At 43.0% G+C, this 16,271-nt stretch carries 10 protein-coding genes; 4 read left to right on the top strand and 6 right to left on the bottom strand.

Annotated elements, in window-relative coordinates; translation table 11 throughout:
• Positions 1 to 6: 6 nt before the first annotated feature.
• From HY58_RS17575 to HY58_RS17560, 4 genes are all read right to left on the bottom strand, one after another.
• Positions 7 to 1,080, bottom strand: a complete 1,074-nt coding sequence (locus HY58_RS17575) for an acyl-CoA desaturase (RefSeq protein WP_039135171.1) — start codon at positions 1,078 to 1,080, stop codon at positions 7 to 9.
• Between the two features lie 120 nt (positions 1,081 to 1,200).
• Positions 1,201 to 1,683, bottom strand: a complete 483-nt coding sequence (locus HY58_RS17570) for a YcxB family protein (protein WP_039135168.1) — start codon at positions 1,681 to 1,683, stop codon at positions 1,201 to 1,203.
• Between the two features lie 3 nt (positions 1,684 to 1,686).
• Positions 1,687 to 3,042 carry an alkaline phosphatase gene (locus tag HY58_RS17565; RefSeq protein WP_052324264.1) on the bottom strand — a complete coding sequence of 452 codons (1,356 nt, stop codon included), beginning with the start codon at positions 3,040 to 3,042 and terminating at the stop codon, positions 1,687 to 1,689.
• Positions 3,043 to 3,408: 366 nt separating this feature from the next.
• Entirely contained in the window at positions 3,409 to 6,810 is a 3,402-nt protein-coding gene (locus HY58_RS17560; protein ID WP_039135165.1) for a vitamin B12-dependent ribonucleotide reductase, read from the bottom strand.
• Between the two features lie 347 nt (positions 6,811 to 7,157).
• Here HY58_RS17560 and HY58_RS17555 point away from each other — a divergent pair, with 347 nt between their 5' ends.
• Both HY58_RS17555 and HY58_RS17550 read left to right on the top strand, forming a co-directional pair.
• Positions 7,158 to 7,895, top strand: a complete 738-nt coding sequence (locus HY58_RS17555) for a DUF2490 domain-containing protein (RefSeq protein ID WP_039135162.1) — start codon at positions 7,158 to 7,160, stop codon at positions 7,893 to 7,895.
• Between the two features lie 58 nt (positions 7,896 to 7,953).
• Positions 7,954 to 8,712 carry a geranylgeranylglyceryl/heptaprenylglyceryl phosphate synthase gene (locus tag HY58_RS17550; protein ID WP_039135160.1) on the top strand — a complete coding sequence of 253 codons (759 nt, stop codon included), beginning with the start codon at positions 7,954 to 7,956 and terminating at the stop codon, positions 8,710 to 8,712.
• Here HY58_RS17550 and HY58_RS17545 read toward each other — a convergent pair.
• A complete protein-coding gene (locus tag HY58_RS17545) occupies positions 8,702 to 9,688 on the bottom strand; it encodes a M28 family peptidase (protein ID WP_052324263.1) in 987 nt (328 codons plus the stop codon). The genes HY58_RS17550 and HY58_RS17545 overlap by 11 nt on opposite strands.
• A gap of 41 nt (positions 9,689 to 9,729) precedes the next feature.
• A complete protein-coding gene (locus tag HY58_RS17540) occupies positions 9,730 to 12,096 on the bottom strand; it encodes a hypothetical protein (protein WP_039135157.1) in 2,367 nt (788 codons plus the stop codon).
• 356 nt (positions 12,097 to 12,452) lie between these two features.
• Between HY58_RS17540 and HY58_RS17535 the strand changes: the two genes are divergently transcribed.
• On the top strand, positions 12,453 to 15,503 hold the full coding sequence (locus tag HY58_RS17535) for a two-component regulator propeller domain-containing protein (RefSeq protein WP_039135154.1): 3,051 nt from the start codon (positions 12,453 to 12,455) through the stop codon (positions 15,501 to 15,503).
• Positions 15,500 to 16,267 (top strand): LytTR family DNA-binding domain-containing protein, encoded by a 768-nt coding sequence (locus HY58_RS17530; protein WP_039135151.1) that lies wholly within the window; start codon positions 15,500 to 15,502, stop codon positions 16,265 to 16,267. Before HY58_RS17535 ends, HY58_RS17530 begins: the two co-directional genes overlap by 4 nt.
• Positions 16,268 to 16,271 lie beyond the last annotated feature (4 nt).

The raw sequence follows: 16,271 nt of genomic DNA, 5'->3' as shown, positions 1-16,271 counted from the left end.
ATCTTCTTATGGTTTCTCCCCAAGGGCTTTCATCATCCTGAAATGTGACATCAGTGAAGCAGTCATAGTTGGATAACTATTATAGGGAAGGCCATATTCCTTACATGTCTTCTCAACAATCGGGCTTATGGCTTGATAATGAACATGACTGATACGGGGAAAAAGATGATGCTCTACCTGGTAATTCAATCCCCCCACATACCAATTGATGAACCGGTTACGGGGAGCAAAATTTGCAGTTGAGCGTACCTGGTGTTCGGCCCAGGCATTTTCAATTTGAGTATGTTCACCCGATACCATTTCAAATTCTGCATGTTCAACAACATGTGCTAATTGAAAAACGAGGGCAAGTGTAAGTCCCAGGAAAACATGCATGGTAGCAAATCCTATTGCCCAGGCACCCCAACCGTAAACCGAAACGGGGATGGCAATATAAAAAATTGCATAGAGTAATTTACTCAGCCAGAAAACAATATGATCAGCTACGCTCATCTTCTGCAATGGCGTATTAATAACCCGCTGCTTAAGATATTTGTTGAAGTCCATCATAAACACCCAGGCAAAGGATGAAATTGCATATACACCGAGCACATAAATATGCTGAAAGCGGTGTGCCGGTACCCATTTTTGAGTGCGACATTGACGCATCATTGGACTCTTTGCGATATCATCATCCATACCATCCACATTGGTATAAGTGTGGTGCAGGATATTGTGTTTGAATTTCCAGATAAAAGCATTTCCTCCAAGCCCGTTCAACGACAAGCCAAGCAGGTCATTCACCCATTTTTTCGAAGAATAACAACCATGACAGGCGTCATGCATAACATTGAATCCAATACTTGCGAGAACAGCGCCTAACAAAATGCATAATGAAATCAATATATATTCAGGAAGTGTTGGGAACAAAACCAATGCGAGGTACATTAGTACGGCAGAAGGTATCAGCACAAGCGTCTTAATATATAAACTTGCGTTGCCGGTTTTCGGAATGTTATTCTCTTTGAAATAATTGTCAACGTTTAGTTTCAGGGAATTAAAAAACGAGTTGTTCTTGTTGTTGAAGCTTACTTTAGCCATAAAGTGATCAGAAATCTTAATCTGGCAATTTAAGGTTTTCTCCTGTCAAAACAATTCCTTGTGCCCCCATATCATCCTTTTTGCACTCATCTTACCAAGAAATTGTGATACAAATTGGCATCAGGCCGACTTGCCGATCTTATTCCTGATCAGTTCCCTGGTTGCCTGCTGGTCAGGGATATTATCAAATGCATCTTTGGGCACAAGGAAAAATGAACGGTTATTGAAATAAAGATGAAAAAAATAGGGTGTTTCAACAAACTTGCTAAACCTCTGCCAGGGCCAGCTTTGGTTGCCTCTTTCTGTTTGTAACACTACCTCCTCTTCATTGAATGAAAGGAAGAAAGAATCCCTGAATGTATGAGATCGTTTATAGATGCTGTTGGGGAGTATTATCCAAACCACCAGCATTAAGGTCAGCCACAGCGTTGAAAAAATCAGGAAGGAAAAGGGATGGATCTTTTTCATGTAAAGGAGCAAAGCAGCTGCAATGGTGAAAACGTTTATGAGGATCACAAGGATCCGGATTTCAGGGCGTGTCATAAAATGGTAGCGCAGCGCCTGAATCACCTGCTTTTTATCATAAGAAAAAGATACCGTCATGTCTTATTGATTGGATTGCCTTAATTCCTTTTCGGTAACTGACCATTTGCCAAGCTCTTCTCCTTTAAGACCACGGAAGGAGATTGCTAGTTTCCGTTCTCCACGATTACCCGTAACCGAGATCCTGCCGTAGTTCTGTTTCTGGTCTAGTCCGAATATACGGAAAGGATTGTCGCGTTCCTCTTTTCCGAATACATGGGTTCCGGATGTGAGGGGGGAAACCGTAATATCATAAAGAGGATAATTACCCTGGCGATTCACTCGGATAATCTCTGAATGATGGCGGTCGCCAGTCATGAATAAAACTCCATTTATCTTCTCTTTATCAAAGAATTCCATCAGCTCATTATAATCGGCGGGGTAATCAAGTAATTTATCGTATGGCGAGGCCGGATTCAGCACCTGGCTTCCCACAACAATGATCTTAAAACTGGCCCGGCTAAATCGCAAAGCCTGCTTGAGCCAGTTAAGCTGTTCTCTGCCTAACATGGTTTTTTCACTATTCGGTTGGCCGTTTACGGTAGCGGGGGTTCTGTCCTCACTTCTCCAACTGCGATCATCGAGTAAAAACAGGTCTACATCGCTGTAGGAAACCATGGTATAGATTCCTTTCTCTCCGTTTCCATAAGTGGGATTGGCCCAGTAGTTTTTGAAGATCTCGCGACTTAGATTATTGTAAATAAAGCTTGCACCCATATCATTGGGACCAAAATCATGGTCATCCCAGATCGCATAATGAGGCATTGCCTTAAGGAATGGTTGTAGGATTTCATGACTGCGATCTCGGCTGGCCCGGTACCAAAGTCCCCATTCACTTGAATAATCTACTTCACGTGTATACCAGTTATCACCCAGCCAGAGCATGAAATCAGCCTGTTCTCCTGCCATCGTTTTGAATATGCTGGAATCCTGTCCATATGGTTTCCCCGGTCTGTCATATTTTGGCTCATTGAAATAAGTACATGAACCCGCAAGGAAATGAACATCGGGGGCTGGTTTTCGCCACTGCCATAGTTCCTTTGTCCTGAAACTGCCTCCTTTCCCTGATTCTGCTCCATTATAAAGGATAGTGTAATCATATCTCGTATCAGGCTCCAGCCCGCCGATCTCTACCTGCAAGGGCTTGAAATCCCCATTTACCTGACCGGTAACGGATTTTGTTCGCACATCCGTCTTATCACCCTGTTTCCAGTATCGGATGGCAACACTATTTACATCTTCACCCGCTTCCAGCCAGATTCGGGCAGTACGAAGTTCCACCTGTCCTAACATCGGACCAGACAGAATTCCTTTCTTTTCCTGGGAGAAACCAAGTGAGCAGATAAGCATCAAAGCAAAAAGGGCAAAACAGCGATTCATTGCGGCAATTTAGCCTGCAAAGTAGTAAATGCCTTAAAACAAAACATCCCGATCCTTTCGGAATCGGGAGGAATTGTCAATTCATTTAACCAATCAGGCTAGCGAATGGGTCTGCAATACCTGAATTTTGAGCTGGCTGCCTCAGAAGGTGATACAGCTCTGCAGGATGCAAACAACATAGCCAGCACAATAACAGCCAATAGTTTTTGCATAGACTTGAATTTAGGTGACGGTACGGATTTCAAACGGGTCTGTAACAAGTATAACGCCAGAATTCCTGAAAACGTATACTATCAGGATAAGAAAAGGCCCCAGCCAGATGACCGGGGCCGTGGTTTTATTAAAAAAACCGTCCATGTTTATTTCTTAGCTGCAACCCAGGCTGTTACCACAGTTGAGGCATTTGTAACATGTACCGCTCCTGATGGTCAGGTGACCACAAACATTACAGGCGGGTGCATCACTTTGCATTGATTTATTTGCCTTACTCATAGCGTCAAAGGCATTGCTTCCCTCCACTTTTAGCGCCTTAACAGCCTTTACCGGCTCTGTTGGCCTGGGCGACTCAACTGTGGGTCGGGGCTGGGCAGATGCTACTATCCTTACATCGCTTAGTTCAGGTGTTTTTTTTTCAAGCTCCTGCTCAACAACTGGCTCGTCCCAGCTATTTGTTCCGGTATTCATTACCTCAGGCTTATCCAGAACATGTACAAGATCGGTTCTATCGAGGTACTCATATGCAAGGGATCGGAAAATGAAATCCACGATAGAGGTCGCACTCTTGATATTCGGATGATCCACCATTCCTGCCGGCTCAAATCGGGTGAATACAAACTTCTCCACAAATTCCTCCAGCGGTACACCATATTGTAAGCCTATTGATACCGCAATGGCAAAACAGTTCAGCATACTACGCATTGTTGCGCCTTCCTTGGCCATATCAATAAAGATTTCACCAAGGGTTCCATCCCCATATTCTCCTGTACGTACAAATAAAGCCTGGCCATTGATCTTTGCCTTCTGGGTATAACCACGGCGTTTGGCTGGCAATGTTCTTCTTTCAACAATATGGGCGAGTTCGCGCTTCAGTTTGGTATCAGGCGAAGATTGAACACGCTTCTGAACTTCCTCCAGCAATTCAGTAACGGTGAGCTTGCTCATATCGATGATATTGGAAGTTTCTGCCATCACAGGTATTTCTGCTGCTGCAGCTTCTTCTTCTTTACCATCTTCAGACTTTTTCTTTTTATCGCTTTTATTGCTCAGTGGCTGGCTCATTTTGGATCCGTCACGGTAAAGAGCATTCGCCTTCAATCCCAGCTTCCAGCTAAGCATATAGCAATCAGCGATCTCTTCAACAGAGGCTTCATTAGGGAGGTTGATGGTTTTGGAGATGGCTCCACTGATAAAGGGTTGTACGGCACCCATCATCCGGATATGTCCATGCGCATGAATAAAGCGCTCTCCTTTTTTACCACACCTGTTGGCACAGTCAAAAACGGGCAGGTGTTCAGGCTTCAGCATTGGCGCGCCCTCTACGGTCATTGTTCCACAAACGTAGTCATTGGCTGCATCGATCTGCTCCTCTGTAAAGCCCAGGGCCTCCAGCAGGTTGAAGTTCCAGTCATTATACTGGTCGGCAGAAAATCCAAGCCTTTCAAGGCATGCTTCACCGAGATTGAACTTATTGAATATGAAACCGATCTCAAATGCACTCTTCACTGAATCATCAAGTTTCCTGATCTCCTCTGCAATAAAACCTTTCTCACTAAGAGTCTGGTGATTAATGAATGGAGCACCGGCGAAACTAGCAGATCCTACTGCATATTTAATAATGGCATCGATCTCTTTTTCAGAATACTTCAAATTCCGCAGGGCAACAGGAACAGATTGGTTGATGATCTTGAAATATCCTCCCCCACTCAGTTTTTTAAACTTCACCAGCGCGAAATCCGGCTCAACCCCTGTTGTATCGCAATCCATAACCAGCCCGATTGTTCCGGTTGGAGCTATAACGGTAGTTTGTGCATTTCTGTAACCATATTTCTCACCCATTTGAACAGCATCATCCCATGCCGCTGTTGCTGCTTTGAGAAGATAGTCCGGACAATATTTAGCCTGTATGCCAAGTGGTTTGATGCTCAGCCCCTCATAGGCTTCAGATGCATCATATGCGGCGGCACGATGGTTACGCATCACACGAAGCATATGCTCCTTATTTTCTTCATACCTCGCGAATGGTCCGAGGATCTGTGCAAGCTCTGCAGAAGTTTTGTAGGCTATGCCGGTCATTATGGCCGAGATAGCTCCTGCAATACCGCGCGCTTCTTCACTGTCATAAGGTATTCCGCTAACCATCAACATCGTTCCCAGGTTGGCATAACCCAATCCAAGTGTGCGGTAATCGAAAGAGAGCTGGGCAACATCTTTAGAGGGGAATTGCGCCATCAATACTGATATCTCAAGTACTACGGTCCATAGCCTGCAGCTATAGGCATATCCTTCTACATCAAAAATATTGGTATCGGTATCAAAGAATTTCATGAGGTTGGCCGATGCCAGGTTACATGCCGTGTTATCAAGGAACATGTATTCTGAACAAGGGTTAGAGGCATTGATGCGACCTCCTTCCGGACAGGTATGCCATTCATTGATGGTAGTATCATATTGTGCACCCGGATCAGCACAACGCCATGCAGCATAGGATATCTTATTCCAGAGTTCGCGGGCAGCAATCTTCTTCATCACACGGCCATCACTACGCGCTTTCAATTCCCAATCTTCATTATTCTCAAGCTTTTCAAAAAAGCTGTTGGGGATACGAACAGAGTTGTTGGAGTTCTGTCCACTAACTGTACGGTACGCCTCACCTTCATAATCGCTGGCATAACCTGCGGCAATAAGAGCGCCCACTTTTTTCTCCTCCTCCACTTTCCAGTCAACGAACTGGATGATCTCCGGATGATCGAGGTCCAGACAAACCATTTTGGCTGCCCTGCGTGTTGTTCCACCACTCTTAATGGCTCCGGCTGCACGGTCCCCGATCTTAAGAAAACTCATCAGTCCCGAAGAAGTTCCACCACCACTCAGCTTCTCCCCTTCTCCACGAATCTGGGAGAAGTTTGTACCCACACCAGAACCATATTTGAAGATACGGGCCTCACGAACCCAGAGGTCCATGATACCGCCATCATTTACCAGGTCATCTTCCACACTTAGAATAAAGCAGGCATGCGGCTGTGGGCGCTCGTAGGCAGAAGTGGATTTCTTAAGCTCCCCATCAACCTGGTCAACATAATAATGACCCTGGGGCTTACCCTTGATACCATAGCTCTCATACAAACCGGTATTGAACCATTGGGGACTATTGGGAACACAGGCCTGGTTAAGAATGGAGTAAACCAGCTCCTCATAGAACACCTGTGCATCTTGCTCCGTTGCAAAATAACCATAGCGTTCGCCCCACACACGCCAGCAATGCGCCATGCGGTGAGCCACCTGACGGGAGGAGGTTTCTCTTCCCAAACTGCCATCCGGCTGGGGTATGCCCGCCTTGCGGAAATACTTCTGGGCGAGAATATCAGTAGCGATCTGGCTCCATCCCTTTGGCACTTCTACATTATTCATTTCAAAAACAACCTCTCCACTAGGGTTACGGATGATAGACGTGCGATAATCATATTCGAACTGGTCGAAAACAGAAATATCGTCTCTGGTGAAGCGACGGGGGAACTGCAGCCCTTTGCTAGCTGATTTTTTACTGGCCATACAATATTTTGATTTGAGTGCTTGTTAAGAAATTATGAAATCCAAGTCCAAGTGTGAAAACGAAAATAGGCGGCTCACTTAAAAAATCATACCCGGAAATATGCACAGGTGTGGATAAAGGATGGGGAAAATCACAAGGCTCCCGATGGGGTTGAGTTTGATGAAAAATCCACATGCTGAAATTCTTTTATTTGGTGGTTAAGCTTCTTTTCTTTAACATTTTAAGACAGAAGGTTGGCGGCCCTTTTTACAACAATCGCTAAAGTGCGCTGGTTCTGATGTTAAAGCGATTTTAACATCCTAAAACAGTTATGGGGACTAGATTTGACGCTTCAACATCAAATTGAATGAAGTATCGCCTATTATTTTATACACTCATTTTCATGAGCGCAAATTCAGCTTTTTCCCAAAAGATCAACACTGGCTGGGTAGGATCTTTTAACAGTTTCACTATAGGTAAAAAAACGAGTATTCATTTTGATGCTCAATGGCGCTCAGACGATGGTTTGAGGCATATGCAAACCCTGCTGATCAGGCCAGGTATTAACTATAAAGCCAACGATCGCGTTTTGGTTACTGCAGGCTATGCGTATATCAGCAACCGCCGTTTATTCACAGGTGATACTGATCAGGTGGTAACAGGTTACTCTCCGGAACATCGCATCTGGGAGCAATTGATTTATACACATCCACTGGCAAAAACCAGCCTGGCTCACCGTTTCCGACTTGAACAGCGTTTTCTGAGTAAAACTTATACAAAAGGCGATAAATTGGTGAATGATGGAAATATATATTCCAACCGCTTTCGTTATTTCCTCCGTACTGTGGTCCCGCTAAATGGCCAGAAACCTTTTATTAAAGGTGTTTTCACCGCCTTACAGAACGAGGTGATGTTCAATATCGGAAATAACTCCCATGTGAATGGTCGGAGCTTCGACCAGAACCGTGCTTACCTTGCTCTGGGATATAGGGTGAGCAAGGAATTTGACATTGAGGCTGGTTATATGAATCAGTACGTCAGCGGCCGTAATGATGCTTTCACGAATAACCATGTTACACAATTAGCTCTCTATTGCCGATTCTAATCCGGATTGGCATTACCAGCTATTTTATGCATTTTTGTGACCAGCCATTACCTATTGAATGCAGCAAGGTATCTATCAACACATTGAGAAACAGAAGTCAGCCCGGCAGAAATCATTTGCGGTATTAATAGACCCCGACAAGGTCAGGCCTGGTCAATTGAAACAACTTACCCAGCTGGCAAACGATGCAGGTGTGGATTATTTCCTGGTTGGCGGAAGCCTGGTTATTTCCAACCATCTTGATGAATGTATTCTTGCAATAAAAGAACAATCCGACATCCCTGTAATACTTTTTCCGGGCAGCCCATCCCAGATATCAAAGCATGCCGATGCATTACTTTATCTCTCCCTCATTTCAGGAAGAAATCCTGAATTACTTATTGGCCAGCATGTGATAAGTGCGCCATTTGTAAAACAAAGCGGCCTGGAGATCATGAGCACCGGCTACATGGTGATTGATGGCGGTGCTCCTACAACCGTATCTTATATTAGCAATGCCTCTCCTATTCCGGCCGATAAAAATGAAATTGCATTATGTACCGCGTTGGCGGGTGAGATGCTTGGAATGAAACTTATTTACATGGATGCCGGAAGTGGCGCCAGGAAAGCAATATCAGAAGAGATGATTTCAATAGTGGCCTCCCAGATATCAGTTCCCCTGATAGTAGGCGGTGGAATTACTGACCCTGAAAAAGCTTACCGCAACTGCAGGGCCGGTGCCGATATTATTGTTGTGGGAAACGCCATTGAAAAAGATCCCTCCCTGATCCGTGAAATGAGTGCTGCAATTCATGCGGTAGGGGTCATCAGGGAATAATTCTTGAAGGGGTATCTCTGCCCGAAACAATTGTGGAGATTCCTGTTATAAGTGCTTCTACCAGCCTGGCCATATTTTCTGTATCTATCCGCTTCAGTTCATCACAGGCGCTGTGATAACATTTCTCCGTATCATCGCTTGCCATAAAGGAATGGGCCGGAACACCTTTAACAGCAAATGCATAATTATCTGATCTTTCAAACAGGTCCTCCCCCTTTTCCTTCCGCAACCTGAACTCACTGCCTTTCAAATTCTTCTGCATGATATCTGGCAATCCCGATTTTTTCATGCCGGTAACCACGATATTATTTTTTCCAAACTGGGGCACACCAAGCATCTCAAGGTTAATTCCGGCAACTAAACTATCCGGATGAATGGTGGATGCAAAATCAAAAGAACCCAGCAATCCGCTTTCTTCTGCATTAAAGGCGCAGAATAGCAAACTACGTTCATTTGTCCGCGTTAGTGCATAATAGTTTGCCATGGCAATCATTGCAGCAGTACCCGATGCATTGTCATTTGCGCCGTTATAGATCTTATCGCCTTTTGAAGGGCGGCCAGCCTGAACATGATCGAAATGAGCTGAAATCATGATAATCTCTCCCGGCTTCGATTTTCCAGGAAGCCAGGCTATCACATTACTGTGCGTAATAGATGAATCATTTCGGTCAACATAAAAAGTATTTGTGAATTTATTACTCCGGAAAGGCTGCAATCCCATCTGATGAAATTGACTGGCAATATATGCAGTAGCGATCAGGTTGCCGGGAGTTCCGGCCATCCTTCCACTAAGGCTATCGTGTGCCAGAAATGAAAGTGTGGTATAAATATCCTTTGAAGAAACAGGGTGTAGGGCCAGTGGGCTGATTTGATTTGTTACGGTTGTAGCCTGGGGCCTCGGTGCACAGCCTATAAACAAAAGCGGTACACCGAAAAGGAATATTATCCTTCTTGAAATGGTAAGCAATAATCGCATTACCCGAAACTAATACATCCGATCCAAAAGAGAACAGTCCTCTACCCCACTTCTACCCTTAATGCTTTTAGTCCGCGCACACCCTGCAATTCCTCCAACTCAAGATTTTCTATACCGGACCTTATAACACCCTTATTCTGTAAGAAACTGATGTATTCTATATATTCCTGGGCATCTTTTGGATTACTGTAAACAATCGCGATCTTACCAGGTTGTGTAAGTCTCTCGGCAGTTTCCCTGATTCGTACCTTATCAAGTCTTTTCTTCATCACTTCATAACGAATGTTATAGGAACCTTCCACATCAAAACGCCGTTCGTCGCGCCGGAAGCTGATGGCAATAGATTGGTTATGTACCAGGATCAGCTGCGTGGTTTCCAGGGGCACTTTCAGCGAAGGGAGCAATTTCGCCGTTGCTCTTGTGATCTCTGCCATTGAACGCAATTGCCATAGTCTTATATTTTTCAGGTATAACATATCAAAAGGTGCGACTGGTGCTATCGACTGGCCGATATAAATATTATACTCTACTCCATCCGTCCTGTATTTCTCGAAATAATGGGGATAGGTTTGTTGAATTTCTGCTTCACCAATTGTAAGAAGATCCATAACCGTATCATTGATCACCGTAATGGATTGCTCATATTCTCTGCGGTGGTGATAAAGATATCCGTTGTAATTACCAACTGCATCAAAGTAACGGTTTGTAACTTCCCTTATCTGGGCATCTCCCATATTCAAATGACGCAGCACCGGTTCAAGCTCGTTATTCAGGAAATCATTGATCACTACTTCGTCCTCTGCCAGCATACTTTCTTCAATTGAACTCCGGATCTGCTGGTTCTTGAATTGTAATCCTTCAAGAAGGGTCATACTTAGCCTGCTCTGCAATAATTCAAGCGTCTGGTCAACAAGACTCAATTGTCTTTTCAGGTCCTTCTGAATGGCCTGGTTTCTTTGTACTGATGAATCGCGGATATCAATAGCGCCATATAATGGATATACATCCTCGAAAACCACATTACAATCGTCGCCGGCTTCCTGGTTCATGAACTTCCAGGCAACATTGGCAAACTTCCACTCAACAGAAGGTTGAAGGGCTGTGAATTTATCTTTTATAAGTTTCTCAATTCTGGTATTGAAACTTTCACGATTCTTAAGTAGTGCAAGTGATAGCAGCGGCATAGCTGGTTCCAACCGCATCAGGGCCTCATGAGTAAGGAGATGGGGGATAGTTGAACCAATTTCAAGTAATCCAAGTAAGCCATCATTATTCTGAATAGGGTAAAGAATATAACTTCTTATCCCTTCATTGTATAAGCGTTTAAATATTGGGATGGCTTCAATGATTCCTTCATCAATTACAGAAACCGATGTTGGTTCATGATCCTCGCTGATAAATCCAATAAAGGAATGAAATGCATTTATGCTTTCCGGATCCAAATTCTTCCAGTGCCGGCCTATCAGGCTATGCCCCGCACATGTTTCATCAAGAATAAACTGGGCATTGATCTTCATGAATGGCATGATACCAACTTCAAGGTCCTGGAACCCTACCAATGCATGAACTGCTTGTTTAAGATCATGCATAATCCCGGTATCACAATCTCCATGGCGTAGCAGGATACGCCGGATGGTTTCAACTGACTGTCTTACTGTAACATCATCTGCCATCCAAACACCAAATCCTTCAAGGCGAAACAGGTCGAGTGGCATCGTCTCCAATTGCTTTTCAAGATCAAGTATGCGAAATGTATTCAGGCAAACCGCACAGTTCCTGATAGGTGGCAATTCTCCTTTTAAATGTACCTCAATGAACCTGCGGTCATAACGCAACCTGTAAAATCGCTTGAGTCCGGTTTCCTTATCAGTGAGAGGATAGATAAGGGCTGGTTTGTCGGCCAGTTCAATCTGGTAAAATTTCTCCAGTATATGTTCATAAATGGAAGTACAGAAAGCCGATTTAAGTGCTGCTGCCGGAACATTCATTGGCATCTGCAGAAGTTGCTTTCTCTCATCCGCGAATAAGTTGCTGAAGTTTTCTGAATAACAGAAACTGCTGAATTGAAAGGGTGCTGAGAATCCGAAAATATATTGTTCCTCCTCACCAATTACGGGAAATATGCCTGCAGCGAGCAATTCCATCAGGTCGGCATTGGAGCTGATCAGGTCAGGGTCATCGATTGGATTTAGCAGTGCCGGCACGGCATTAAATCTTTCGATCAACCGCTGATAATATTCTGCGCGGATTCCTGATGCTTTAACCTGCTTGTTCTGGATAAAGTTAACAAAGGGTTGGAAGGATATATGGGCATCAATTTGTGGCAGGCTGCTAATGCGATCGGGCTCCGCCTCCAGCATCTTAACCGTCATTCCGGTACCGATAGCTGGATAAATTTCCTGGAGCATGTTGGTTATTTGAGCTGTTATAAAGTTACGAAATCATAAATGCCCGCGTAATGGGAAATTCCCCGTATGGAAGCAAAAACCGGAGAAGCAGGCGCCATTTGGAACCGCTTCTCCGGCAGAAAGGAAGGTTTAAGGGTTAAGACAGGCTGGCTGTATAGTGGCATTTGATCAGGACGTGAATTTATAAATTCTATTTTCATTATGATATGCAAGTTCACGAAAGGCCGCTTCCAACGTGTAAACGGTAAGCAATGAACTTTTATCGGTTTCGTTACACCAACGGCGGCTTTGATTGTGTATTCGGTTTCTACTTAAAATCTGCTTTCATGAAGCTCAAAATTGAGTAGATTTAATTCATGCGCCTTCTCCTTTCCATGATATTGATGGTAATCTCATTATCCATTAAGGGACAGGAATTTCTTTTTGAAAACTATTCTTCCGAACAGGGCCTCTCCCAAAACTCATGTTATACCATTGCGCAGGATGATCTTGGATTTATGTGGTTTGGTACGCAGGATGGCCTGAACAGGTATGATGGCAAGGAATTCAAAGTATATCATCCACAAAATACTGAAGGCAATAAGCTCCCTTCAAACTATATTTCAGCACTTCATTTTGATCAAACAAACAAGCAGTTGTGGATAGGTACCATTCGCGGAACATGTTTGTATAATACAGCGGGCGATTCTCTACTTCTAATAACCGAAAAATATCCCTATGCTTCAGTTTTGTTGGGTGTTGCCCCTAAGAAAATAGCATCTTTCAATCAAGATGAGTTCTGGATCGTGAGCTTCAATAATGGATTGCTACACATAAATACAAAAACAAAAAAAATCACTTCCTATTTCAATGACGCCAGCAACCGTGCCCGCGTAACAAGCATCACCATGCTGAATGGAAAGATTATTGTCAGTTTATTGAATAAACTATTCTGGTTTGAGCCGCAAACAGGTGGATACAAAGCTATCCCTGTTATGGAAACACATAAATTTCCGGAGATACGTGAATTGTATGCTACTGATTCTACTTTATGGATCGGCACCATTACAGCAGGCTGCTTTTCTGTGAATGATCCATTGGATAAAGATGCGGTACCATTGGCTTTTAGCATGGAACCTGTTGGTGTGGGTTCTTTCATTACAGATGCAAACAAAAAACTTTGGATCGGTACACGGGGCAGCGGAATTTTACATTACGATCCTGTTACCCGCAAAACCACCAGGTCATCACATAACAAATATGACAACCGAACGCCAGGAAAAAATTTTGTTCTATCGATGTATGTCGACCGGCAGGGAATTATCTGGTGTGGACTCAGTGGGAGTGGAATAGCAAAATACGATCCGCTTAAGTTCCAGTTTCAGATCATTAGTAATGAACCAACCAATGAATTCTCCCTTCCTGACAATATGATCTTTGAGATTTATAAAAGCCGTGAAGGAGAGTACTACGTGGGCTCTCAGGGTAGTGGGATGCTGAAATGGGATATTATTGCAAACAGATTCATCTCATTCCCGGGCTTTCAAAAACCCGGAGCAGCTATCAATACTGTATATGATATCGATGAAGATGATGAAGGAAATCTATGGATAGCTAGTTGGGGGGGATTGATAAAATTCAACAGAAAGTTAAACCAGCTTCAATTTGATACAGAACAGGATTTATTACAGGCAAGAAAACTATACAGTATTATTAAATTAAGGAATAAGGATAGTCTTTTTATTACAGGTGAAAACGGACCCATTTTCTACGATCTCAAAGAAAAGGAATGGAAACCCTGTCCTACCAATCCCATGCAGGAGAATACTTATATCGGGAGATATGTTTATGAAGATGAGAAAAATATTCTCTGGATATGCACGGTGGGTGGCGGTTTAATCAGATATGATCCGAAACAATCCCAATTTCGGGTGCTTGAGTCAGTCAGGAAACACACATTCTATGTAAGACATTTATTTCCCAATGGGTCATTGCAATGGCTCTCCACTGACAATGGAATTATTATTTACGATCCGGCAAAAGACAGTGTTTTGCAAACAATAAAACCTGACCCTTCAGCAAATTCAAATGTTTGCTATGCAGTGCTGGAAGATAAAAATGCTCAATTCTGGACAAGTACCAATACGGGTTTGTATAAAATAAACAGGCAGAGTAAGAATGTTCAACATTATAATCTGGGCAATGGTTTATCATTTCTTGAATACAACACTGCATGTTGCTATCGTGATGCTGATGGTTCCTTACTTTTTGGAGGTGTAGGTGGAATTACACGTTTCAATCCAACACAAATAAAAACAAACAATTTCAGCCCTCCGCCTTTACTAACATTAATAAGGGTCAATGAAAAACCACTTCGCACTGAGCGATCACTTTACTTCACCGAAAACTTATCTTTTAAATACAACCAGAATTTCATCACCATTTATTTTGCAGTAAACAATTTTTCGAATCATACCAATAATCGTTTTACCTACAGGCTAAAAGGTTTAACAGACAACTGGTCTGAACCCGATAATGAAAATATAGCAACATATACCAGCCTCCCGCCGGGTGAATATACATTCGAACTCCGCTCCAGCAATAGTGATGGCAAATGGAGTAATGAGATGACAAGGCTTGGCATAATTATTCATCCCCCATGGTGGAATACATGGTGGTTCTGGTTGGCAGCACTGATAATAATGGGAACCCTCATCAGTTATTTCGTAGTGAAAAGAATCAAAAAGATTCGTAATGAAGCTACCTTAAAACAGAAGATTACGGAAACTGAAATGATGGCATTACGCTCTCAGATGAATCCACATTTTGTTTTCAACAGCCTGAATAGTATTCAGGAAATGATCCTTAACAATGAGAATCAGGAAGCAAGCAGGTATCTTAGTAAGTTTGCTCAGTTGATTCGCATAACGCTTGATCAATCATCCCACTCATTCGTATCATTGAGAAACACAATTGATTACCTTGAAAGGTATGTTGAAATGGAAAGAATCCGTAACCGTCACTTTTCCAATCATATAATCGTAGATCCTGAACTTGATCTTGATGACACTTTACTGCCACCTATGCTTATCCAGCCATTTATTGAAAATGCGATCTGGCATGGCATAACCCATCATTCCAAAGAGATAACCGTTAATGTTCATTTCAAAAAAGAGGGTGCTCATTTTGTTTCAACCATTGAAGATGATGGTATTGGTTTTATCAGATCTATGGAAGAAAAGAAAAATATGCAGCGCCTTCATCAATCAGTGGGAATAGAAAATGTCAAAGAAAGGATACGGTTGCTCAATGAAAAATATAATATTCAAAGTAATATTCTGATAGCCGATAAAAGTATGATACCTGCTGCCCAAAGCAGCGGAACGATAGTTACCATTCGTTTACCATTACAAATACCTGAATTATGAATCCCATTAAAACCATATTGGTGGATGATGAACCGCGAGGACTTAATTCTCTGCAAAAACTTTTACAGATGAATTGTCCGGAAGTGGAAATTGCAGGAATGAGCACCAGCGTTATGGATGCGCGGGAAAAGATAGACCAGTTGCACCCTCAACTAGTTTTTCTGGATATTGCCATGCCGGGTAAAACAGGTTTTGACCTTCTGAATGAGATGCCTTCAATTGATTTTGAAACCATTTTTGTTACTGCACATAACAACTATATGATCCAGGCATTTCATTTCAGTGCGGTGGATTACCTGTTAAAGCCCGTTGATGCCGACCAACTCACCGAGGCCGTCAGGCGTGCAGGGAAACGGTTAGATCAAAAGGCCGGTGGCAATCAGATCCAGGCTTTACTACACAACATGCATCAGAAAGGTAATTCGCAACGAATGAAATTATGTATCCCATCACTTAAAGGATTTCAGGTAGTGGATATTTCAGATGTAATTTATTGTGAGGCTAGCAGCAATTATACTAACTTCTATTTTTCTGATCGTACAGTGATCTGCTCTTCCAAGCCTATTCACGAATATGAAGAACTCCTGGGAGATTGCAATTTTGTACGCATCCATAAATCTTATCTCGCTAACCTGGAACATATAAAAGAATATATTCGGGGAGAAGGAGGCAGTATAATTCTTTCTAATGGTAGTGAAATAGAAGTATCACGCAGGAAGAAAGACCTGCTGATGGTTCGAATGAAAGAATTCTTCCGATTTTAATAAA

Origin of the sequence: Flavihumibacter sp. ZG627 (assembly GCF_000814325.1) — a bacterium.
GTDB lineage: Bacteria > Bacteroidota > Bacteroidia > Chitinophagales > Chitinophagaceae > Flavihumibacter.
The sequence above is the reverse complement of the archived record's forward strand: the minus strand, read 5'-3'. Positions and strand labels throughout refer to the sequence as shown.